The sequence below is a fragment of the Streptomyces sp. NPDC053076 genome (assembly GCF_044546845.1).
GTDB lineage: Bacteria > Actinomycetota > Actinomycetes > Streptomycetales > Streptomycetaceae > Streptomyces.
In genome coordinates, this window is the sequence record NZ_JBITZL010000002.1 from 718,512 (window position 1) to 740,931 (window position 22,420).

21 protein-coding genes are annotated in these 22,420 nt (G+C 70.4%); 13 read left to right on the forward strand and 8 right to left on the reverse strand.

Features of this window, described 5'->3' with window-relative positions; translation table 11 throughout:
- Window position 1: 1 nt before the first annotated feature.
- Window positions 2-823, reverse strand: a complete 822-nt coding sequence (locus ACIGYR_RS10430; RefSeq protein WP_399595824.1) for a serine hydrolase domain-containing protein — start codon at window positions 821-823, stop codon at window positions 2-4.
- Window positions 824-981: 158 nt separating this feature from the next.
- Here ACIGYR_RS10430 and ACIGYR_RS10435 point away from each other — a divergent pair, with 158 nt between their 5' ends.
- Complete coding sequence (locus ACIGYR_RS10435; RefSeq protein ID WP_391838625.1) at window positions 982-1,446, forward strand: MerR family transcriptional regulator; 465 nt, start codon at window positions 982-984, stop codon at window positions 1,444-1,446.
- On the forward strand, window positions 1,443-2,459 hold the full coding sequence (locus ACIGYR_RS10440; RefSeq protein ID WP_399595822.1) for an aldo/keto reductase: 1,017 nt from the start codon (window positions 1,443-1,445) through the stop codon (window positions 2,457-2,459). The genes ACIGYR_RS10435 and ACIGYR_RS10440 overlap by 4 nt, the downstream gene beginning before the upstream one ends.
- Here the strand turns inward: ACIGYR_RS10440 and ACIGYR_RS10445 are convergent, their stop codons facing one another.
- From ACIGYR_RS10445 to ACIGYR_RS10455, 3 genes are all read right to left on the reverse strand, one after another.
- Entirely contained in the window at window positions 2,460-3,308 is an 849-nt protein-coding gene (locus ACIGYR_RS10445; protein WP_391838627.1) for a DUF4429 domain-containing protein, read from the reverse strand.
- A gap of 66 nt (window positions 3,309-3,374) precedes the next feature.
- Window positions 3,375-4,592 carry an alpha/beta hydrolase gene (locus ACIGYR_RS10450; protein WP_399595820.1) on the reverse strand — a complete coding sequence of 406 codons (1,218 nt, stop codon included), beginning with the start codon at window positions 4,590-4,592 and terminating at the stop codon, window positions 3,375-3,377.
- A 160-nt stretch (window positions 4,593-4,752) separates the two neighbouring features.
- On the reverse strand, window positions 4,753-5,379 hold the full coding sequence (locus ACIGYR_RS10455) for a TetR family transcriptional regulator (protein WP_399595819.1): 627 nt from the start codon (window positions 5,377-5,379) through the stop codon (window positions 4,753-4,755).
- Between the two features lie 114 nt (window positions 5,380-5,493).
- Here ACIGYR_RS10455 and ACIGYR_RS10460 point away from each other — a divergent pair, with 114 nt between their 5' ends.
- Window positions 5,494-7,113 (forward strand): MFS transporter, encoded by a 1,620-nt coding sequence (locus ACIGYR_RS10460; protein WP_391838633.1) that lies wholly within the window; start codon window positions 5,494-5,496, stop codon window positions 7,111-7,113.
- A 239-nt stretch (window positions 7,114-7,352) separates the two neighbouring features.
- A complete protein-coding gene (locus ACIGYR_RS10465) occupies window positions 7,353-7,658 on the forward strand; it encodes a small hydrophobic protein (protein WP_391838635.1) in 306 nt (101 codons plus the stop codon).
- Between the two features lie 27 nt (window positions 7,659-7,685).
- Here ACIGYR_RS10465 and ACIGYR_RS10470 read toward each other — a convergent pair whose 3' ends face one another.
- Window positions 7,686-8,534, reverse strand: a complete 849-nt coding sequence (locus ACIGYR_RS10470; RefSeq protein ID WP_399595816.1) for a potassium channel family protein — start codon at window positions 8,532-8,534, stop codon at window positions 7,686-7,688.
- A gap of 146 nt (window positions 8,535-8,680) precedes the next feature.
- Window positions 8,681-11,428 (reverse strand): pyruvate dehydrogenase (acetyl-transferring), homodimeric type, encoded by a 2,748-nt coding sequence (gene aceE / locus ACIGYR_RS10475; RefSeq protein WP_399595814.1) that lies wholly within the window; start codon window positions 11,426-11,428, stop codon window positions 8,681-8,683.
- Between the two features lie 409 nt (window positions 11,429-11,837).
- On the opposite strand from aceE, the gene ACIGYR_RS10480 reads away from it, so the two are divergent.
- The 6 genes from ACIGYR_RS10480 to ACIGYR_RS10505 all read left to right on the forward strand — a co-directional run bounded on the left by ACIGYR_RS10480 (window position 11,838) and on the right by ACIGYR_RS10505 (window position 16,356).
- Window positions 11,838-12,275, forward strand: a complete 438-nt coding sequence (locus ACIGYR_RS10480; RefSeq protein WP_391838641.1) for a DUF3052 domain-containing protein — start codon at window positions 11,838-11,840, stop codon at window positions 12,273-12,275.
- Between the two features lie 194 nt (window positions 12,276-12,469).
- Window positions 12,470-12,928: a peroxiredoxin gene (locus tag ACIGYR_RS10485; protein WP_391838643.1), complete on the forward strand. Its 459-nt coding sequence runs from the start codon at window positions 12,470-12,472 to the stop codon at window positions 12,926-12,928.
- Window positions 12,929-13,065: 137 nt separating this feature from the next.
- A complete protein-coding gene (locus tag ACIGYR_RS10490) occupies window positions 13,066-13,641 on the forward strand; it encodes a TerD family protein (protein ID WP_391838645.1) in 576 nt (191 codons plus the stop codon).
- 95 nt (window positions 13,642-13,736) lie between these two features.
- Complete coding sequence (locus ACIGYR_RS10495) at window positions 13,737-14,315, forward strand: TerD family protein (RefSeq protein ID WP_391838647.1); 579 nt, start codon at window positions 13,737-13,739, stop codon at window positions 14,313-14,315.
- A 75-nt stretch (window positions 14,316-14,390) separates the two neighbouring features.
- The gene (locus ACIGYR_RS10500; protein WP_391838649.1) at window positions 14,391-15,530 is read left to right on the forward strand and encodes a DUF475 domain-containing protein; all 1,140 of its coding nucleotides are present in this window, start codon (window positions 14,391-14,393) and stop codon (window positions 15,528-15,530) included.
- An 88-nt stretch (window positions 15,531-15,618) separates the two neighbouring features.
- Window positions 15,619-16,356 carry a Tellurium resistance gene (locus ACIGYR_RS10505; RefSeq protein WP_399595811.1) on the forward strand — a complete coding sequence of 246 codons (738 nt, stop codon included), beginning with the start codon at window positions 15,619-15,621 and terminating at the stop codon, window positions 16,354-16,356.
- Window positions 16,357-16,447: 91 nt separating this feature from the next.
- Here the strand turns inward: ACIGYR_RS10505 and ACIGYR_RS10510 are convergent, their stop codons facing one another.
- Window positions 16,448-17,230, reverse strand: a complete 783-nt coding sequence (locus ACIGYR_RS10510) for a TerD family protein (RefSeq protein WP_399595809.1) — start codon at window positions 17,228-17,230, stop codon at window positions 16,448-16,450.
- 176 nt (window positions 17,231-17,406) lie between these two features.
- Here ACIGYR_RS10510 and ACIGYR_RS10515 point away from each other — a divergent pair, with 176 nt between their 5' ends.
- Genes ACIGYR_RS10515 through ACIGYR_RS10525 form a run of 3 tightly spaced genes read left to right on the forward strand, consistent with a single transcriptional unit; the run spans window position 17,407 to window position 21,959 of the window.
- Window positions 17,407-18,573 carry an HpcH/HpaI aldolase/citrate lyase family protein gene (locus tag ACIGYR_RS10515; RefSeq protein ID WP_399595808.1) on the forward strand — a complete coding sequence of 389 codons (1,167 nt, stop codon included), beginning with the start codon at window positions 17,407-17,409 and terminating at the stop codon, window positions 18,571-18,573.
- A gap of 27 nt (window positions 18,574-18,600) precedes the next feature.
- Window positions 18,601-21,129, forward strand: a complete 2,529-nt coding sequence (locus ACIGYR_RS10520) for a phosphoribosyltransferase (protein ID WP_399595807.1) — start codon at window positions 18,601-18,603, stop codon at window positions 21,127-21,129.
- Window positions 21,129-21,959 carry an HAD family hydrolase gene (locus ACIGYR_RS10525; protein WP_399595806.1) on the forward strand — a complete coding sequence of 277 codons (831 nt, stop codon included), beginning with the start codon at window positions 21,129-21,131 and terminating at the stop codon, window positions 21,957-21,959. The genes ACIGYR_RS10520 and ACIGYR_RS10525 overlap by 1 nt, the downstream gene beginning before the upstream one ends.
- Window positions 21,960-22,125: 166 nt before the next feature.
- On the opposite strand, the gene ACIGYR_RS10530 is transcribed toward ACIGYR_RS10525, so the two are convergent.
- The gene (locus ACIGYR_RS10530; RefSeq protein WP_391838661.1) at window positions 22,126-22,341 is read right to left on the reverse strand and encodes a zinc ribbon domain-containing protein; all 216 of its coding nucleotides are present in this window, start codon (window positions 22,339-22,341) and stop codon (window positions 22,126-22,128) included.
- Window positions 22,342-22,420 lie beyond the last annotated feature (79 nt).

The window sequence follows — 22,420 nt, forward strand, 5'->3', positions numbered from 1 at the left end:
GTCAGCCGCGCAGTTCCGCCAGCACCGCGTCCGTGAACACCGGCCACGCCTCGATCGCCCAGGGGCCGAACGCGCGGTCCGTCAGCGCGACCCCGGCCACCCCGGCGTCCGGGTCGACCCACAGGAACGTACCGGACTGCCCGAAGTGCCCGAATGTGCGCGGCGAGGACGAACTCCCGGTCCAGTGCGGGGACTTGCCGTCCCGGATCTCGAAACCCAGGCCCCAGTCGTTCGGGTTCTGGTGACCGTAGCCGGGCAGCACCCCCTTCGTCCCGGGGTACTGCACGGTCATCGCCGCCGCCACGGTCCGCGGGTCCAGCAGCCTGGGCGCCTGCACCTCCGCCGCGAACCGCAGCAGGTCCCCGGCCGTCGACACCCCGTCCTTCGCCGGCGACCCCGCCAGCGATGTCGCCGTCATGCCCAGCGGCTCCAGCACGGCCTGCCGCAGATACTCCCCGAACGGGATGTCCGTCGCCCTGGCGATGTGGTCGCCGAGCTGCTCGAAGCCGGCGTTGGAGTACAGCCGCCGCTCCCCGGGCGGGGCTGTCACCCGGTGTGCGTCGAAGGCCAGTCCGGAGGTGTGCGCGAGCAGATGGCGGACCGTCGACCCGGGCGGACCGGCCGGCTCGTCCAGCTCGATCGCGCCCTCCTCGTACGCGACGAGTGCCGCGTAGGCCGCCAGCGGCTTGGTGACGGAGGCGAGCGGAAAACGGTGCGCGACGGGACCGTGCGTCCCGAGGACGGTCCCGTCGGCTCGTACGACACCCGCCGCGACGGTGGGGACGGGCCAGTTCTCGATCAGCGCCAGGCTCTGCAACGACATGGGTCCGAGCCTATGCGGCTCACAGCGGCAGCCGCGTCGACGGGTCCTGATCCCGGGTGAAGCCGAGGGCGGCGTACAGCGGCTCGGCCTCCGGTCTCGCGGATTTCTTACCGGACCGGCTTGCTTGGAGTGCACTCCAAGGTCATAGCGTGGGGGCCATGACGGTGATGCAGACCACGCCAGCGGCCACCGAGGACGCCAACCCCGCCGACATCTGCTCCGCCCCAGCCCGGCGCCATCCCCGCCCCGACGGCCAGGACCGCTACACGATCAGCGAGGTCGTCGCGTTCACCGGTCTCACCGCGCACACCCTGCGCTGGTACGAGCGGATCGGCCTGATGCCGCACGTCGACCGCTCGCACACCGGGCAGCGGCGCTACAGCAACCGCGACCTGGACTGGCTGGACTTCGTGACCAAGCTGCGGCTGACCGGCATGCCGGTGGCGGACATGGTCCGGTACGCGGAACTGGTCAGGGAGGGCGAGAACACCTACGGGGAGCGGCGGGCCCTGCTGGAGTCGACCCGCCGGGACGTGCTGACCCGGATCGCCGAACTGCGGGACACGCTCGCCGTACTCGACCGCAAGATCAGCTTTTACGCCACGGAGGGGACCACACGATGACCGACGCCCGGATTCCGACGGCACGGCTCGGTGAACAGGGGCCGGAGGTGGGCGTACAGGGGCTCGGCTGCATGGGCATGAGCTTCGCGTACGGCCCCACCGACACCGAACAGGCGCGGGCGGCACTGGAGCGGGCGCTGGAACTCGGCGTCACGCTCTACGACACCGCCGACGCCTACGGCGCCGGGGAGAACGAGCGGTTCCTGTCCTCGTTCTTCAGGGCTCACCGGGACGAGGTGGTCATCGCCACCAAGTTCGCCCTGTCGATCCCGCCGGGGGAGCCGACGAAGCGGGTCATCCGCAACGACGCGCCGTACATCCGCGAGGCCGTCGAGGCCAGCCTGCGGCGGCTCGACGTCGACGTGATCGACCTTTACTACATGCACCGCCGCGATGTGAACGTGCCCATCGAGGAGACCGTCGGGACGATGGCGGACCTGGTCCGTGAGGGCAAGGTCAAGCACCTCGGCCTGAGCGAGGTCACCGCCGACGAGCTGCGCGCCGCGCACGCCGTGCACCCGATCGCGGCCGTGCAGTCGGAGTGGTCCCTGTTCAGCCGCGACATCGAGGCCAAGGTCGTCCCGGCCGTGCGTGACCTGGGCAGCGCCCTGGTGCCGTACTCACCGCTCGGCCGCGGCTTCCTCACCGGGTCCTTCGCCGACGCCGAGAAGGACCTGACGGACGGTGACTTCCGCCGCCAGCACCCCCGCTTCACCGGCGCCAACGCGTCCGCCAACGCGGCGCTGCTGGAGCCGGTCCGTGCGATCGCCGAGGCCCATGGCGCCACCCTCGGCCAGATCGCCCTGGCCTGGGTGCAGCAGCGGGCCGCGGTCGACGGCCTGACGGTGGTCCCGATCCCGGGCACCCGCAAGCCGAGCCGGGTGGAGGAGAACGCCGCCGCAACCGCCCTCACCCTGACCGACGAGGAACTGGCCCGGCTGGAGCCGATCGCGGCCAAGGTGGCGGGCAACCGCTACGCGGACATGTCGTTCGCCTCCGCGGGACGGGAGTAGTCAGAGCTCGGCCAGCAACTCGGCCTTCTTGCCGGCGAACTCCTCGTCGGTGACCAGCCCGGCCTGATGCAGCTCCCCGAGATGCCGGATCCGCTCGGCGATGTCGGCGGGGTCACGCCGTGACGGGGCCGGTACCACCGGTACCGGCCCTCGTGTGCGTACGGCCGCCAGGACCGCCGCGGCGAACGGCAACGACTCGTGCACCGGCCCGTATCCGAGCCCGAACACCACCGTCGCCGGATCCTGGTCGGGCGGCACGGGTGCCGCCGGGCCGGCCGACCGCCTGATCAACCGCAGGTGCCCCTCGAAGACCTCCGGTGAACGCCACTCCAGCCCGCTCAGGTCGGCGACCGCGAAACTCTGGTCGCCGGCCTTCCACTTGGCCGAGGACGCCCCCGTCCAGGACCAGCGGAACTGCACGGACGTCCCGTCGAAGGACGCCTTTCCGTCGTACGCCTTGAAGTGCAACGGCGCCTCGGGCGGCGCCACCAGGTGCCGCTCGGCGGGGCCGGACTCGGTCAGCAGCCCCTTCAGCTCGTCGGCGTAGTACTCGGCGAGGGTCTCCCGCTCGGCCGGCAGCACCAGCCGGTAGGGGTCGGAGCCCTCCTTCAGCTGTCCGTCGGCCGCCTCCATCAGCGGATCGGCGCCGGGGCGTGGCCGCAGGCGCAGGACGACCGTGCCGCGCTTGCCCGGGGCGAGGGTCACGCCCTCGACGGCGGACAGCGGGATCCGCCGCTCGCCGAGCGCCTGGAAAAGCTTCGGTGTTCGAATCCCCCGCTCGTAACGGATGAGCACGGAGTCGGACTCGAACTCCCAGACGGCATGAAAACCCGCCAGTACGTCACCCATGCGGCTCATCGTATGCGGCACGTGCCCCTCCGTCGCCACCCGCGCAGACCGCACTTCCTGCTGTCTCTACGCGCGTCCGGCCGTCGTCGTGCCGGACAGACCGGACCGGCACGCATCGTCCTCCCGTGCGCACGTCACCGCGTCGTACGCGCCCACACCGATGTCGGCGAGGTTGCGCAGGCTGTCCGTGCCGGGCTGGAAGTAACCGCTGTGACCCTGGGCGTCCCGGGCCGACAGCACTCGTGCCCCGAACCCTGCGGACACCGGGTCGGCACCGTGGCCGAGTCCGCCCAGCTCCAGATAGGGCACGTCCCGCACCCAGTCGCTGGCGTCCCGCATGGCCCACACCCGGGCCGTCGTGCCCAGGTAGGAGGCCCTGGGAACGCGCATGCCGGGGCTCGCGGCCACCGCTATGTCGGCGACCCGGCGGGGCATGTCGCGTGCGGCGACCCCGCAGAGCACCGAGCCGTAGCTGTGACAGAACATCGACACCGGGGCCCGGCCGGGCAGGGCGCGCAGCAGCGCGTTCAGCCGTACGGCGCCCTCCCCGGCGCGCAGGCCGGTGGCCGCGTCCACCCCGAGCCCCGCGGGGGAGGTGTAGTCGGCCCAGGCGATCACGGCCGTACGGGTCCCGGGACCCGCCGTGCGCTCGGCCGCGTACAGCGCCTTGGCCATGCCGACCGGGGCGCTGTAGCGGCGGTGGGTCCGCTGGAAGGTGAGCAGGTCGGTGTCGACGCCGGGGACGACCACCGAGATCCGCTCGGCCGAGGTGAGACTGCCGAACACCTCGGCGACCCGGCCCGAGCCCTCGGGGTCGAAGGCGAGGATCTGCCGGCCGGGGTCCAGCAGGGACTCGTAGCGGTGCATCCGGCGGCCCGCGTCCTGCTGGCCGGCCGTGCTGAGCCGGTTGTCTTGCATGCGTTTGCGCTCGGCCTTGCGGGCCTGCTCCAGCGCGATGTGGTTGGCCCGGTAGCGCAGGGAGACGGGAGCGCCGTTCATGTTGCCGACCGCGAGCGGATAACGGCGGGCGAGGCGGCCACGGTCGTGGGCGGTGAGCGAGGCGAAGAAACGGCTCAGCCGCGCCGGGGCTGCCTCGGGGTCCGGCAGCGGACGACCGTGGATGCGGCCGTGCTCCCACTTGGCGAGCGAGGTCTGCAGCGCCGAGGATTCCCGGTGCGTGTGCAGGGCGGTCCAGCCGGTGGTCGCGAGCATCACGAACACCACGGCCAGCGCGAGCAGTGCGCGCCAGACGTTGAGTTGCGGGGAGGTGTCGAAGGAAGTCACTGGGAGGACACACTAGGAGAACGAGCGGGTCTCGGGGTAACCGAGTGACAGGGATCACGTTTCGGTGGGCGGTGGACACTGCGCCCGGTGATCCGGGGGAGCGGCGCCACCCTGCACGGCGCGCCGCGCCCGCGATCCGCCGGACGCTCTGTCAACGTCCTCAGGGGGTGCGCCAGTTTCCCGTGAGCGCCGAACCCACCTGATCGAGGTACGACGCGGTGAGCGTGCGGATCGATTCCAGGCCGAGGTCCTCGCTCGTGCACCAGTGCCGTTCGGTGACCCTTATCACCCCGCCGAACACGGCCACCGCCAGCCGGGGTCGCGGATCGGTGTCCACGTCGACGCCCTCCCGCTCGGCCAGCACGTGCGCGAGGGCCGCCTCCGTGGTCGCCGACCGGCGCAGGTGGGCGGCGAGCAGCGCGGGCGTGGACGCGATCGTCCGGTACATGCGCAGATACAGCTCGACCGGGGTGACCGACTCGACGGTCTCGCGGATCGTGTCCCAGCCCTCCAGGAACGCCTGCCGCATGGCCTCCATCGGCGCCTCGTGCGGCGGACGCGCGCGCACCGCCGCCACGAACGCCGCCTCCGTCATCTCCTGGACCGCGAAGGCCACGTCCTCCTTGCCCGCGAAGTAGCGGAAGAAGGTGCGCTGCGAGACGTCGACGGCCTCGGCGATCTCGTCGACGGTGGTCCGCATGTACCCCTGCGTGGTGAACAGCTCGAGAGCGGCCTGTAGCAGTGCTTCCCGGGTACGCCGCTTCTTGCGCTCGCGCAGCGTCTCCATGGCCCTCTCTTCCCGTGTGTGTTCTCCCAGCTCAGCCTACGGGCTGGCGGTGTGTCAGCCGACGACTTGTGGTCCAGTCTCTCAACTGTCAGTGGCTGTCAGTATTCTCGGGGTATGACTAGTCGGACCACCATCGACATCACGGGGCCGGGGGACGAAGCGTCGGCAGCCCGGCCGGAGCCGGCCCCCGCCGCGGGGTTGCGCGGCCATCCGTGGCTCACTCTCCTCACCGTCGCCGTAGGGGTCATGATGGTGGCCCTCGACGGCACCATCGTGGCGATCGCCAACCCGGCGATCGGCAGGGACCTGCATGCCAGCTGGGCCCAGCTGCAATGGATCACCAACGCCTACTTCCTGGCCCTGGCGGTCTCCCTGATCACCGCCGGCAAGCTCGGTGACCGCTTCGGCCACCGGCAGACCTTCCTCATCGGCGTGACCGGTTTCGCCGCCGCCTCCGGCGCCATCGGCCTGTCCCACAGCATCGCCGCGGTCGTCACGTTCCGCGTGTGCCAGGGCCTGTTCGGCGCGCTGCTGATGCCGGCCGCGCTCGGCCTGCTGCGGGCCACCTTCCCGGCCGAGAAGCTCAACATGGCGATCGGCATCTGGGGCATGGTGATCGGGGCGTCCACCGCGGGCGGCCCGATCCTCGGCGGAGTCCTCGTCGAACACGTCAACTGGCAGTCGGTGTTCTTCGTCAACGTGCCGGTCGGCGCGCTCGCCCTCCTGATGGGCTCGCTGATCCTGCGCGACCACCGTGCCGAGAACGCCCCGCGGTCCTTCGACATCCTCGGTATCGCCCTGCTCTCGGGCGCGATGTTCTGTCTGGTCTGGGCGCTCATCAAGGCCCCGGCCTGGGGCTGGGGCGATGCCAGGCCCTGGCTGTTCATCCTCGCCTCGGTCGTCGGCTTCGCCCTCTTCTCCTTCTGGGAGACGCGGGTGCGCGAGCCGTTGATCCCGCTGGCGCTGTTCCGCTCGGTCCCGCTGTCCGCGGGCGTCGTCCTGATGGTCCTCATGGCCATCGCGTTCATGGGCGGACTGTTCTTCGTCACCTTCTACCTGCAGAACGTGCACGGCATGAGCCCGATCGACGCGGGTCTGCACCTGCTGCCGCTGACCGGCATGATGATCGTGGGCTCCCCGCTGGCCGGCGCCATGATCACCAAGCTCGGGCCGCGGATCCCGCTGGCGGGCGGCATGGCCGTCACCGCGATCGCCATGTACGGCATGTCCACGCTGGAGGAGAACACCGGCAGCGGTGTGATGTCCGTCTGGTTCGCCCTGCTCGGTCTCGGCCTCGCGCCGGTCATGGTCGGCGCCACCGAGGTCATCGTCGGCAACGCCCCCATGGAGCTGTCCGGCGTGGCGGGCGGCCTGCAGCAGGCGGCGATGCAGATCGGCGGCAGCCTGGGCACGGCCGTCCTCGGCGCGGTGATGGCCTCCAAGGTCGACAGCACCTTCGCGGACAACTGGGCCGGCGCCGGACTGCCGAAGCTGCCCCCGCAGCAGCTGCACCAGGCGGCCGAGGCCGTCCAGCAGGGCGTCGCCCCCGTCGCCAAGGGCACCCCGGCACCGGTCGCCGCGAAGATCACCGAGGTGGCCCACCACACCTTCATCTCCGGCATGAGCCTGGCCTCCCTGGTGGCGGCGGGTGTGGCGGCGGTCGCCGTCCTGGTCGCGCTGCTCACCAAGCGGGGCGCGAACGCGGCGGAGGGCGCGGGCGTGGGCCACATCTGACCCCGCGTTCCCTGCCTCTTCCCGGCGGAGTTCCCCTATCAGGGTGACTCCGCTAAAGATCCCTGGCTCACGGCACGCGCCGCAGGTCACAGTGGGTCAAGTCCTCCGCAGGACATGGGAGGACGACCGGGCCGTGGCGCGCGCTGCCGGAGGGGGGCAGCGCGCGCAGGTCTGCCCCGGCGGAACCGGGGTACCCGCACCGCGAAGCCGAACTGTCCACAGGACTCAAGGAGTTGATGATGGCTGGCTTCGGGCACGGAACGCGCGGGTACCCCCGGTCGCGTGGCCGGACGTGGCAACGGACCGGGCCGGACCGCGCGACGCTGGGGATCATCGGCGCCATCTGCGCGGTCGCGGGATTCTTCGCGCTGGGCATCGTCCTCGGTCCCGTCGCGATGTTCTGCGGCTGGCAGTCGATGGGCCGCAAGTGGTCCAGCGATCGCAACGTCCCGGCCCTGGTGGCCCTGATCCTGGGCGCGATCGACACACTGCTGGCCGTCATCGCCCTGGCGGGCGCGGCGACATGGGGCCACGGGCTGCTCTAGCCCACGGTGCCTCGCCGCTGGGCTGCTCTAGCCCACGGCGCCTCGCCGCCGGGCCGCTCCGGTCGACGGCGCCTCGCCGTCGTGACGAGGGCAGCGCTCGCCGGCCGCCGAGGCGTGGGGAGCCGATCGCCCGGTTCCCCACGCCCCTTCGGGGGGCTGCGCCAACCGGGCCACTTCCGCCCGCAGCAACCGCACCTCCTCGGTCAGCGCGGCGATCGCCTCCGTCTGCCGCCGCTCCTCGACGTCGTCCTTCTCGAAGCGCGAGATGAACCACGCGGCGATGTTCGCGGTCACGACACCCAGCAACGCGATCCCCGACAGCATCAGCCCGACCGCGATCATCCGCCCGAGCCCGGTGGTGGGCGCGTGATCCCCGTACCCCACGGTGGTCATCGTCGTGAACGACCACCACACCGCGTCACCCAGGGTCCGGATGTTCCCGCGCGGCGACTCCCGCTCCACGGACAGCACCGCCAGCGAGCCGAACATCAGCAGCCCGATCACGGCCCCGACGACATATGTGGTCAGCCGGATCTGCGGAGCCATCCGCGCCCGACGGCCCACCAGCAACAGCGTCGAGACCAGCCGCAGCAGCCGTAGTGGCTGAAGGACCGGAAGGACGACCGCGCACAGGTCCGGCCAGTGCTGCCGGACGAACCGTCCGCGCCGCGGGGCGAGCGCCAGCCGGACCAGATAGTCGAGGGCGAACGCGCCCCACACCACCCACTCCACCGCCGTGCACGCGGCCGTCAGACCGTGCCCGGCGGAAGCGTCCACGATCGGCACCGTGTACGCGACGGCGAAGGCTATCGCGAGCGCCAGCAGTGGCCGCTCCGTGTGCCGTTCCCACCGCGCCTGCGCCGACCGTCGCTCCATGGACGCAATCGTAAAGAAAACGTAAGGGCGGCGGACCATCAGCCCACCGCCCCTCAAGCACCCCGAAGGGGCGCGGGAACCGCGCGACCGGCTCGAACCGGCCCGCGGATCCCCACAGCCCTCTCGGCCCGGGCCGAGCGCAGCGGTTACGCGTCGCCGCCCGCCGTGCCCGGGTCCGCCGCCGAGACGTCCAGCAGCTGGTAGCGGTCGATGGCCTGCTTCAGCACGGACCGGTCCACCTTGCCCTCGCGCGCCAGCTCGGTCAGCACCGCCACCACGATCGACTGGGCGTCGATGTGGAAGAAGCGGCGCGCGGCCCCCCGGGTGTCCGCGAAGCCGAAGCCGTCCGCGCCCAGCGACTGGTACGTCCCCGGGACCCACCGCGCGATCTGGTCCGGAACCGATCGCATCCAGTCGGACACGGCCACGAACGGTCCCTCGGCCCCGCCGAGCTTGCGCGTCACGAACGGCACCCGCTGCTCCTCCTCCGGATGGAGCAGGTTGTGCCTCTCGCACTCCACGGCCTCGCGGCGCAGCTCGTTCCAGGACGTCGCGGACCACACGTCCGCCTTGACGTTCCACTCCTCGCCGAGGATCCTCTGCGCCTCCAGCGCCCACGGGACCGCCACACCCGACGCCATGATCTGCGCCGGGACCGAGCCGTCCGTGCCCTCGCGGATCCTGTGGACACCCTTGACGATGCCCTCGACGTCCACGTTCGCCGGCTCGGCCGGGTGCTGGATGGGCTCGTTGTAGACGGTGAGGTAGTAGAAGACGTCCTCGCCGTGCGGGTGCTCGGGCGAGCTGCCGTACATGCGGCGCAGGCCGTCCTGGACGATGTGCGCGATCTCATAGGCGTACGCCGGGTCGTACGCGACGCACGCCGGATTGGTGGACGCCAGCAGCTGCGAGTGGCCGTCCGCGTGCTGCAGGCCCTCACCGGTCAGGGTCGTGCGGCCGGCGGTCGCGCCCAGGACGAAGCCGCGCGCCAGCTGATCGGCCATCTGCCAGAACTGGTCGCCCGTGCGCTGGAAACCGAACATCGAGTAGAAGACGTACACCGGGATCAGCGGCTCGCCGTGCGTGGCGTACGCCGAGCCCGCCGCGATCAGCGAGGCCGTGCAACCCGCCTCGGAGATGCCGTCGTGCAGCATCTGGCCGGTCGGCGACTCCTTGTAGGCGAGCAGCAGCTCGCGGTCCACCGACTCGTACTGCTGACCGAGCGGGTTGTAGATCTTCGCGCTCGGGAAGAAGGAGTCCATGCCGAACGTGCGGTACTCGTCCGGCGCGATCAGCACGAACCGCTTGCCGATCTCCTTGTCCCGCATGAGGTCCTTGAGGAGGCGCACAAAGGCCATCGTGGTCGCGATGGACTGCTGGCCCGTGCCCTTCTTCACAGTCGCGTACACCTTGTCGTCCGGGAGGGTGAGCGGTTCGGAGCGGACGACACGCGTCGGAACGTAACCGCCGAGGCCCTTGCGGCGGTCGTGCATGTACTGGATCTCCTCCGTGTCCCGGCCCGGGTGGTAGTACGGCGGCGGGCCGGACTCCAGCTCCTTGTCGGAGATCGGCAGGTGCAGGCGGTCCCGGAAGCGCTTGAGGTCGTCGACCGTCAGCTTCTTCATCTGGTGCGTGGCGTTGCGGCCCTCGAAGTTCGGGCCCAGGGTCCAGCCCTTGACCGTCTTGGCCAGGATGACCGTCGGCTGGCCCTTGTGCTCCTTGGCCGCCTTGAACGCCGCGAAGATCTTGCGGTGGTCGTGACCGCCGCGGCCCAGGTGCAGGATCTGGTCGTCGGTCATGTTCTCGACCATCGCGCGCAGCCGGTGGTCGTCGCCGAAGAAGTGCTCACGGATGTACGCGCCGGACTCGGTGGCGTAGGTCTGGAACTGGCCGTCCGGGGTCGTGTTCATCTTGTTGACGAGGATGCCGTCCCGGTCCTGCGCGAGCAGCGGGTCCCAGGTGCGGTCCCAGATCAGCTTGATCACGTTCCAGCCGGCGCCCCGGAAGACCGACTCCAGCTCCTGGATGATCTTGCCGTTGCCGCGCACCGGGCCGTCCAGCCGCTGGAGGTTGCAGTTGACCACGAAGGTCAGGTTGTCCAGGCCCTCGCGGGCGGCCAGGGTCAGCTGGCCGAGCGACTCGGGTTCGTCCATCTCGCCGTCGCCGAGGAACGCCCAGACGTGCGACGCGGAGGTGTCGGCGATGCCGCGCGCCTCCATGTAGCGGTTCATCCGCGCCTGGTAGATCGCCCCGAGCGGGCCGAGGCCCATGGAGACCGTCGGGAACTCCCAGAAGTCCGGCATCGAGCGCGGGTGCGGGTAGCTGGACAGGCCGTCCGGGTACTTCGACTTCTCCTGGCGGAAGCCGTCCAGCTGGTCCTCGGTGAGCCGGTCGAGCAGGTACGCGCGCGCGTAGATGCCAGGGGAGGCGTGGCCCTGGAAGAAGACCTGGTCACCGCCGTCGCCCTCGTCCTTGCCGCGGAAGAAGTGGTTGAAGCCGACGTCGTACAGCGAGGCGGAGGAGGCGAAGGTGGCGATGTGGCCGCCGACGCCGATGCCCGGGCGCTGGGCGCGCGAGACCATCACGGCCGCGTTCCAGCGGGTCGCGTTCAGGATCCTGCGCTCGATCTCCTCGTTGCCCGGGAAGAACGGCTCGCTCTTGGTGGGGATCGTGTTGACGTAGTCCGTGCTGCGCATCTCGGGTACGGACACGCGCCTCTCGCGGGCCCGCTCGATCAGGCGCAGCATGAGATAGCGGGCCCGCTCCCGGCCGCGCTCGTCGACGGCGGCGTCGAGGGAGTCGAGCCACTCCTGGGTCTCTTCGGGATCGAAGTCAGGAACCTGACTCGGAAGGCCGCCAATGATGATCGGATTGCGATCGGATCCGGAAGCCACGCTGTTCCTTACCTGTCAGAGGGCCAGTTTTTTTGCACCTGCCTACACCGTTCCCCATCGTGTACCTCGGGAAGGCGTACGTCATCTCCACTCTCGTCCCCGCCGGTGCCCCACCGGTCAAAACGCAACGATACGCCCGGGGTGTGACGGGCATGGCAAAGTTGTTCGAGCGACGTAACACTGGATGATTCCGAACCACGCAAACCGGGCACATCGGTGTGATGTGAGCCGCGGGAAAGCGCGATACGGTGCCAGGAGTTGCGGCGACACGGCCGGGATCGTCACCGTTTCGGCGGTCCCGACGGCCGGGTACTTGCGCGATCCGCCCCGCCCGTGTGGACTACGGCCAATGCTTCGCGCACGCGCGTGGCTGAGACATTCACCGAAAAACATGATCAGGAGGCAACCCGTGAGCGCGACCGCGGACCACGCGGAGGAGCGGACGAACCCTGCCGCCAGGCTGGGGTTCCAGCCCGGGCAGGTGGTCCAGGAGATCGGCTTCGACGACGACGTCGATCAGGAGCTCCGTGAGGCCATCGAGGAAGCCATCGAGGGCGACCTCATGGACGAGGACTACGACGACGTGGCCGACGCCGTTGTGTTGTGGTTCCGTGACGACGACGGCGACCTGACGGATGCGCTGGTGGATGCCACCACGTACATCGAGGAGGGCGGCGCGATCCTGCTCCTGACGCCGAAGACCGGCCGTTCGGGGTACGTGGAGCCGAGCGACATCCAGGAGGCCGTCTCGACGGCCGGCCTGACGGCGTCGAAGAGCGTCAGTGTGGGCAAGGACTGGAGCGGCAGCCGGCTGGCGACGCCGAAGGCGGCCAAGCCCAAGAGGTGACCGCGAGCCGCGGTGGCCGTCGCCGGGGGCTGCGCCCCCCGGATACCTGACCGGCCCGCGGCCTCGTCCTCGAAAACCGGACGGGCTGAGAACCTCAGCCCGTCCGGAGCCTTCCGGTGATCGCTGCGTAGGGTGGAACCGAGCGTCGCGCTGTGCGCGCTCACCCGAACAGCCCACCGAAGGGATGCACGACGATGGCGATCCAGGTCGGCGACAAGGCGCCCGACTTCGAGCTCAAGGACAACCACGGCCGGACCGTGAGGCTCTCGGACTTCCACGGCGACAAGAACGTGGTCCTGCTCTTCTACCCCTTCGCCTTCACCGGCGTGTGCACCGGCGAGCTGTGCGAGCTGCGCGACAACCTGCCGAGGTTCGCCGACCGCGACACCCAGCTGCTCGCCGTGTCCAACGACTCCATCCACACCCTGCGCGTCTTCGCCGAGCAGGAGGGCCTGGAGTACCCGCTGCTCAGCGACTTCTGGCCGCACGGCAACGTCTCGCGCGCGTACGGCGTCTTCGACGAGGACAAGGGCTGCGCCGTCCGGGGCACCTTCATCATCGACAAGGAGGGCGTCGTGCGGTGGACCGTGGTCAACGGCCTGCCGGACGCCCGTGACCTCGACGACTACGTGAAGGCGCTCGACACCCTGTGAGCGGGCCGCGGGCCGACACCTGAGATTCATCGGGTCAGGGTCTGCGGGGTGCGGGAACCCGTCACTAGGATCGGCACGTTGATCCCATATCCGAAGCACGACGGGGCCCCGGCCCCTGAACACCACATGGAGGACCCGTGGGAGTCAGCCTCAGCAAGGGCGGCAACGTATCGCTGACGAAGGAGGCCCCGGGCCTGACCGCCGTCATCGTCGGCCTGGGGTGGGACGTGCGCACCACGACCGGCACGGACTTCGACCTGGACGCGAGCGCGTTGCTGCTGAACAACGCCGGCAAGGTCATCAGCGACCAGCACTTCGTCTTCTTCAACAACCTCAAGAGCCCCGACGGCTCGGTCGAGCACACCGGCGACAACATCACCGGTGAGGGTGAGGGCGACGACGAGCAGATCAAGGTCAACCTGGCCGGGGTCCCGGCCGACGTCGACAAGATCGTGTTCCCGGTCTCGATCTACGACGCCGAGAACCGCCAGCAGTCCTTCGGCCAGGTCCGCAACGCCTTCATCCGCGTCGTGAACCAGGCCGGCGGGCAGGAGATCGCCCGTTACGACCTGAGCGAGGACGCCTCCACCGAGACCGCCATGGTCTTCGGCGAGCTGTACCGCAACGGCGCGGAGTGGAAGTTCCGCGCCATCGGACAGGGCTACGCCTCGGGGCTGCGCGGCATCGCGCAGGACTTCGGCGTCAACGTCTGACGCGAACAGCCCTCGAGTCCGGCGCCGCACCGTTTAGGGGCGGCGCCGGACGTGCAGGACAACCAGGGAAGCATCACCAGGGGAGGACCAGGACCATGGGCGTCACGCTCGCCAAGGGAGGCAACGTCTCCCTCTCCAAGGCCGCACCGAACCTCACGAACGTCATGATCGGGCTCGGCTGGGACGCCCGTTCCACCACCGGCGCCCCCTTCGACCTGGACGCCAGCGCGCTGCTGTGCGATGCCGGGAACCGGGTGATGGGCGACGAGTGGTTCGTGTTCTACAACCAGCTCAAGAGCCCCGACGGCTCGGTGGAGCACACCGGTGACAACCTCACCGGTGAGGGCGAGGGCGACGACGAATCGATCCTGGTGGACCTGCCCCAGGTCCCGCCGCAGTGCGAGAAGATCATCTTCCCGGTCTCCATCCATATGGCGGACGAGCGCGGCCAGACCTTCGGCCAGGTCTCCAATGCCTTCATCCGTGTCGTGAACCAGGCCGACGGCCAGGAACTGGCTCGCTACGACCTCAGCGAGGACGCCTCCACCGAGACGGCGATGATCTTCGGTGAGCTGTACCGATACCAGGGCGAATGGAAGTTCCGGGCCGTGGGACAGGGGTACGCGTCGGGGCTGCGGGGCATCGCTCTAGACTTCGGAGTCAACGTTTCGTAAAGCCGAGTACGGCGCGGGGGAGACCCTCCCCCAGACTTCGTCTGGGGGCGCCCCCACACAACGATGGGGTAGCCAGTGCTTCTCAAAACCTTCGGCTGGTCGTTCGCGGTCACCGCGCTCGGTCTGGTCGCGGCGGTGTTCTACGGGGGGTGGACCGCCTTCGGCATCGTGGCGATCCTGGCCGTCCTGGAGATCTCGCTGTCCTTCGACAACGCGGTGGTCAACGCCGGAATCCTGAAGAAGATGAATGCCTTCTGGCAGAAGATCTTCCTCACGGTCGGTGTCCTCATCGCCGTCTTCGGCATGCGGCTGGTCTTCCCCGTCGTCATCGTCGCGATCAGCGCGAAGATGGGCCCGATCGAGGCCGTCGACCTCGCGCTCAACAACAAGGACCGCTACCAGGAGCTGGTCACCGACGCCCACCCGGCGATCGCGGCCTTCGGTGGCATGTTCCTGCTGATGATCTTCCTCGACTTCATCTTCGAGGACCGGGACATCCAGTGGCTGCGCTGGATCGAGCGGCCCCTGGCCAAGCTCGGCAAGGTCGACATGCTGTCGGTCTGCATCGCCCTGATCGTCCTGCTCATCACCTCCTTCACCTTCGCCACCCACGCCCACCAGCACGGCGGCGCCCACGTGGACAAGGCCCAGACGGTCCTGATCGCCGGCATCGCCGGCCTGATCACCTACATGGTCGTCGGCGGCCTCTCCGGCTACTTCGAGGACAAGCTGGAGGAAGAGGAGGAGCGCGAGCACGAGGCGGAGGAGGAAGCCGCCCGCGGCGGCAAGCAGAAGCCGGCGATCGTCCTGGCCGGTCAGGCCGCGTTCTTCATGTTCCTCTACCTGGAGGTCCTGGACGCGTCCTTCTCCTTCGACGGCGTGATCGGCGCCTTCGCCATCACCAACGACATCGTCCTGATGGCCCTCGGCCTGGGCATCGGCGCGATGTACGTCCGGTCGCTGACCGTGTACCTGGTCCGCCAGGGCACGCTGGACGACTACGTCTACCTCGAGCACGGTGCCCACTACGCCATCGGCGCCCTCGCCGTGATCCTCATGGTCACCATCCAGCACGAGATCAACGAGGTCGTCACCGGTCTCGTCGGTGTCGTCCTGATCGCCTGGTCCTTCTTCTCCTCGGTCCGCCGCAACCGCGCACTGGCCGCGGCGGGCGAGGGCACCGGCGAGAAGGCGGAGGTCTCCTCCGGGGTGTGACACCCCGGAGGATGAGGAACGCTCTGAGCGGGGCGGCCGACACGGTCGGCCGCCCCGCCGGCGTCACGACAGGTACCTGGGGGCGGGAATGGGTTTCTTCGACGGTCTGCTCGGCGGGCGCGCCGCCGACTTCGACTCCGGCAACGCGTCGACCAACGCCATCGAACTGACCAGACGGCACCAGACGGTGTCCCTCACCAGGCAGGACGCGGCCAGCGGCCACCTGCGGGTCAACCTCGCCTGGCGGATGCGCACCTCCGACTTCGACGGTTCCCAGCGCACCAGCCTCCTGCGCCATCCCTTCAAGGCCCTGAGGCCGCCCGAGGTCCTCGGCCACGGCCAGAGCATGGTCAACGTCGACCTCGACCTCGGCTGCCTGTACGAGCTGACCGACGGCACGAAGGGGGTCGTACAGCCGCTCGGCGGCTACCTGGGAGACGTCAACGCACCGCCGTACATAAAACTCAGCGGCGACGACCGGTTCGGCTCGGCGTCGGGCGAGACGATGTACGTCAACCTCGACCACCGGGACGCCCTCAAGCGGATGCTGGTCTTCGTCTACATCTACGACCAGACCCCCGCCTTCGACCGTACCCACGCCATCGTCACCCTCTACCCGAGCAACGGCCCCCGCATCGAGATAGGTCTGGACGAACGCCACCCGCAAGCCCGCTCCTGCGCCGTGGTCATGATCGAGAACGTCAAGGACGAGCTGATCGTCCGCCGCGAGGTGAAGTTCGTCTACGGCTTCCAGGGCGAACTGGACCGCCTGTACGGCTGGGGCCTGCAGTGGGGCCGGGGATACAAGGCGAAGGCGGACAGGTAGCGCCCGGTACGGGACGCGGGGAACCGCGCGAGCAGCCCGACACCGCCCTCGCCCGCCGTATCACCCGCACCCACCGGGCGCTGCGGCGGGACTACCGCCCGATGAACTGCGGCCCCTGCGGAGGCAGCCGGAAGTTCGGATCCGCCCCCACCGGTACCGGCTGCGGCTGGGGGTAACCGTAGGCCTGCTGCGGATACCCGTACGCCGACAGCGACGACGTCGGCTGCGGATACCCGTACGCCGGCTGCTGCCCCGGCACCGCCGACGTCGGCTGCTCCGGAGGCAGCGGCTGCGACGTCGGCTCGCCCGGCGCCCGGTCCTCCGCCGCCTCCGACTCGTCCACCGAGATACCGAAGTCCGTGGCGAGCCCCTTCAGCCCGTTCGAGTAACCCTCGCCCAGCGCCCGGAACTTCCAGCCCTCTCCGCGCCGGTACAGCTCACCGCAGATCAGCGCCGTCTCCGCGCCGGTCTCCGGCTTGATGTCGAACCGGGCCAGCGGCTCGGCGTCGGCGACCGCCGCGTCGTACAGCAGAATGCACAGCGCCGGCACCTGCTCGAAGACGATCCCGTCCGCGGAGGCGACCACGACGATCCGGCCGACGTCCGGCTCGACACCGGAGAGGTCTGTCTGGATCGTGTCGGTCAGCCCCTCGCTGACCCGCTTCTTGCCGAGCCGCCACACCTTCCCGGAGGGGTGCCGGGGCTGGTTGTAGAAGACGAAGTCCTCGTCGGAGCGCACACGGCCGTCAGGGCCCAGCAGCAGCGCCGACACGTCCACGTCCGGGACCCCCTGCCCGGGCGTCCAGCGCAGCACGGCGCGCACCGTGGTGGCCTCCAGCGGGACGTTCGACCCCTTCAGCATCGCGTGCGTCATGCGGTCATCCTGCCTTCTCGGTCCTGGTCACGACAATGCGGGGGGCTGTGCCGCCGACATGGGCGAGTTACCGGAAATTCATGCCCGGTGGGAACCCCCGACATGGGTCTCTACGTACTATTACCGGCCACCCTTTACCGAACCCAGAGGCTCGGCTCGCACCCTGAGGGAGTCCTATGCGTCATTTCGGGCACATCGTCCCCGAGGTACGACAACGCCTCTTCCACCGGGAGCCATGCGCGTTCACCGCCGACTCCCCGGCCCGGCTGCTCTCCGCGGCCCTGGGCGCCACGCTCTACAGTCCGGCCACCCGGCCGCGGCTCGCCGACGACATCGTCAAGCAGGCCGGCCACGGCGTGGTCTCGATGGTGCTGTGCCTGGAGGACTCGATCGGCGACGCGGACGTCGCGGCGGGGGAGGAGAACCTCGTCCGGCAGTTCGCCGACCTCGCCGCCCGCCCCGGCCTGGAGCCGCCCCTGCTGTTCATCCGGGTGCGCGCACCCGAGCAGATCCCGGACCTGGTCCGCCGGCTCGGCCCGGCCGTGCGCCTGCTCTCCGGGTTCGTGCTGCCCAAGTTCACCGAGCAGCGCGGCATCCCCTTCCTGGAGGCCCTGACCGCGGCCGAGAACGCCGGCGGCCGGCGACTCTTCGCCATGCCCGTCCTGGAGTCCCCCGAGCTGCTCTACCGGGAGTCACGCGCGGACACCCTGGACGGCATCTCCCGCGCGGTCGACAAGTACCGCGACCGGGTGCTGGCCCTGCGCCTCGGCGTCACCGACTTCTGCTCCTCCTACGGCCTGCGCCGCGCCCCCGACATGACCGCCTACGACGTCCAGATCGTCGCCTCCGTGATCGCCGACGTCGTGAACGTGTTCGCCCGCGCCGACGGCACCGGCTTCACCGTCACCGGCCCGGTCTGGGAGTACTTCCGCGCTCCCGAACGCATGTTCAAACCACAGCTCCGGCAGAGCCCCTTCCTGGAGGTGCAGGCCGTGGAGCTGCGCGAGAAGCTCATCGAGCACGCCATGGACGGACTGCTCCGGGAGATCTCCCTCGACCAGGCCAACGGCCTGCTCGGCAAGACCTGCATCCACCCCTCCCACGTCCTGCCCGTCCACGCGCTCTCCGTGGTCAGCCACGAGGAATTCAGCGACGCGCAGGACATCCTGCGGCCGGAACGCGGCGGCGGGGGTGTACTCCGGTCGGCCTACACGAACAAGATGAACGAGGTGAAGCCGCACCGCGCCTGGGCCGAGCGGACCCTGCTGCGGGCCGAGGTGTTCGGCGTCGCCAACGAGGACGTCGGCTTCGTGGAACTGCTCGCCGCCGGCATACCCGGCTGAACCTTTCTCCACCTCACCAAGGAACGCATGAAGAACGCAGTGAACGACGGGGTCTGGTCCGGCAGCTGGGTCGCCGAGCGGCTCGGGGTCGCACTCGTGGGCGACGACGGGCTGCCGGCCCTGCTGGGGCTCGCGCTGCGGCGCAACCCCAAGCGGGCCCACCTGCTGGTCTCGAACGTCCTCGGCAAGCACGTCCCCCAGTCGCCGTCCGTGGTCTACGACCACGGCCTCCGTCTGGGCCGTCGCGTCCGTGACCTGCTCGGCGAGGCGGAGACGGCGACCGCGGTCGTCCTCGGCTACGCGGAGACCGCGACCGGACTGGGCCACGCGGTGGCCGACGGTCTGGGCTCCGCGCCGTACCTGCACTCCACGCGGCGGCCGGTTCCCGGAGTGTCCGCGGCGGGCGGGTTCGAGGAGTCGCACTCCCACGCGACGACGCACCTGCTGCTGCCGGAGGACCCCGCCCTGCTGGCCGGTGCCGGGCCGCTGGTGCTGGTCGACGACGAGTTCTCGACCGGTAACACGGTGCTCAACACCATCCGCGACCTGCACGAGCGGCACCCGCGGCGACGGTATGTGGTGGTGGCGCTGGTCGATATGCGTTCGCCCGAGGATTCCGCCCGGATGGAACGGTTCGCCGGGGAGATCGGAGCGCGGGTGGACCTGATCGCCGCCGCGTCCGGGGTCGTACGGCTGCCGGAGGGCGTACTGGAGAAGGGGCAGCGACTGGTGGCGGACTGCGAGGCCGCCGGGCGCCGGTCCGCCGAGGCCGGCGGCGCCCACGCGGCGGAGCCGCACGCAGCCCCGTCCCGCACCCCTTCCCGGGCGTACCAGCCCGCCCGCGTCGATCTCCGCTGGCCCCCCGGTCTCCCCGACGGCGGCCGGCACGGGTTCACGCCCCACCACCGGGGCCGCCTGGAGGCCGCCCTGCCCGCCATGGCCGACCGCATACGCCACGCCCTGCCCGCCGGCGCCCGCCGCGTCCTCGTCCTCGGCTGTGAAGAGCTGATGTACGTCCCGCTGCGCCTCGCCCACGCGCTGGAGCAGGCCACGGACGCCGAGGTGCGCTTCTCCACCACCACCCGCTCGCCCGTCCTCGCGGTCGACGATCCCGGCTACGCGATCCGCACCCGCCTGGTCTTCCCCGCCCACGACGACCCGGCCGACGGCCCCGGCGAGCGCTACGCCTACAACGTCGCCGGCGGTGGCTTCGACGCCGTCGTCGCCGTGGTCGACTCCGTCGCCGACACCCCCGCCCTGCACGCGCCCGACGGCCTGCTGGCCCGCCTCGCCGCGCACGCCCCGCACGTCCTGCTCGCGGTCGTACCGTCGTACGTCCCGCACGCTCCCGAAAGGCCGGCCATGCTGCCCGAGCCCCTCCGCGGCCCCGCATTCTCCTCGTACGCGCCGGAGGAGGTCGGCTGGCTGCTCCAGGACCTCTCCGCCGTCACCCTGGAGGCGCCGACCGAGGAGCGGGAGGAGGCCATCCAGAGCGGCGGTGCCCACTACGCCGAGTCGCTGCCGGTGGAGTACCAGCCCAGCGAGCAGTACCAGGAACTGTTCCACGCGGCCCTGGAAGCCTCGGCGGCCCGGATCGCGCGGGCGGTCGGCGTGGTCACCGAGACGGTGATCGCCGAGCTCCCGCATTCCCGGCCCCGCTCGGGCAGGGGAACCTCCGACCCCCGCCCGGTGCTGGTCTCCCTCGCCCGCGCGGGCACCCCGGTCGGCGTCCTGATGCGCCGCTGGGCACAGTTCCGGCACGGGCTCGACCTGCCGCACTACGCCGTGTCGATCGTGCGCGGCCGGGGGATCGACACCAACGCGCTGCGCTGGCTCGCCGCCCACCACGACCCCCGGGACGTCGTCTTCGTCGACGGCTGGACCGGCAAGGGCGCCATCACCCGCGAACTCGCGCAGGCGGTGGAGGAGTTCGAGGCGAAGGAGGGCATCGTCGGGTTCCACCCGGAGATCGCCGTCCTCGCCGACCCCGGCTCCTGCGTGCGCACCTACGGCACCCGTGAGGACTTCCTCATCCCCTCCGCCTGTCTGAACTCGACCGTCTCCGGTCTCATCTCGCGCACGGTCCTGCGTGACGACCTGGTCGGCCCGCACGACTTCCACGGCGCGAAGTTCTACCGCGAACTCGCCGGCGCCGATGTCTCCGTGGCCTTCCTGGACGCCGTCTCCGCCCGCTTCCCCGAGGTCGCCGACACCGTCGAGGTGGCGGTCAAGGAGCTGTCGGCCGCCGACCGCACCCCGACCTGGGCGGGCTGGCGGGCGGTCGAGCGGATCAGCGAGGAGTACGGCATCGACGACGTGAACCTGGTCAAGCCCGGCGTCGGCGAGACCACCCGGGTGCTGCTGCGCCGGGTGCCGTGGAAGATCCTCGCCCGGGCGGGGGCCGGCGCCGACCTGGACCACGTACGGCTGCTCGCCGAGCAGCGCGGGGTGCCCGTCGAGGAGGTCGGCGACCTGCCGTACACCTGCGTCGGCCTGATCCACCCCAAGTACACGCGGGGCGCCACCGGCGCCGACGGCAAGGCGGTGAACCTCTGATGGCGGTGCTGGTGGCGAGCGACCTCGACCGTACGCTCATCTACTCCGCGGCGGCCCTCGCCCTGACCATGCCCGACGCGCGGGCGCCCCGGCTGCTGTGCGTGGAGGTGCACGAGGCCAAGCCGCTCTCCTACATGACGGAGACCGCGGCCCACCTGCTGACCGACCTCGGCGACTCGGCCGTCTTCGTGCCGACGACGACCCGGACGCGCAAGCAGTACCAGCGCATCAACCTGCCCGGCCCGCCGCCGAAGTACGCGATCTGCGCCAACGGCGGGCATCTGCTGGTCGACGGGGTCACCGACGCCGACTGGCACGGACGCGTGCAGGCGCGGCTCGCCGACGAGTGCGCTCCGCTTGCGGAGATCCGCGAGCATCTGCTGCGCACCTCCGACCCGGTGTGGGTGCGCAAGCACCGGGTCGCCGAGGACCTGTTCGCCTACCTCGTGGTCGAGCGCGAGCTGCTGCCCGATGACTGGGTGAAGGAGCTGGCGGTGTGGGCGGAGAACCGGGGCTGGACGGTGTCCTTGCAGGGCCGGAAGATCTACGCCGTCCCGAAGCCGCTCACCAAGAGCGCGGCCGTCCGCGAGCTGGCCCGCCGCACCGGCGCGGAGCTGATCCTGGCCGCCGGGGACTCGCTGCTCGACGCCGACCTGCTGCTGGCCGCCGACCGCGGCTGGCGCCCCGGCCACGGCGAACTGGCCGACGCCGGCTGGAGCGCGCCGGGGATCAGCGCGCTTCCGGAGCGGGGCGTGCTGGCGGGGGAGCGGATCCTCAGGGAGTTCATGAGAGCGGTACACGGGTCAACGGCTGTGGGCCAACAGTCGTAGGCCAACACCCATGGGCCAACGGCTGTGGGTCAACGGCTGTGGGTCAACGTCCGTAGGCCAACGCGCAGCGGCCAGTGGCCGGTGGGTCGGTGCCGGTAGGTCGGCGTCCGTGGACACCACAGCCGTAGGTCAACACTCGTTGGCCCACGCTCGTAGGCAAACCGGCTCAGCCGCAGCACCCGCCCCCGCAGCATCCGCCGCCCCCGCCCCGCGGGGCCGGCGCCGGGGCGTTCGACACGCCGCCCACGGCCACCGTCGACAGCAGCTTCACCGTGTCGTCGTGGCCGGCGGGGCAGCTGGCGGGGGCGGCGGACTCCGCCATCGGGCGACTGAGTTCGAACGTGTCGCCGCAGGTCCGGCAGCGGTACTCGTAGCGAGGCATGCGCCCAGGTTAGCCGTCAAGGCCCGGCCCGGGGCATCTCAATGTTTCATGAGTGTTGCTTTCTATCCGGCATATGTGC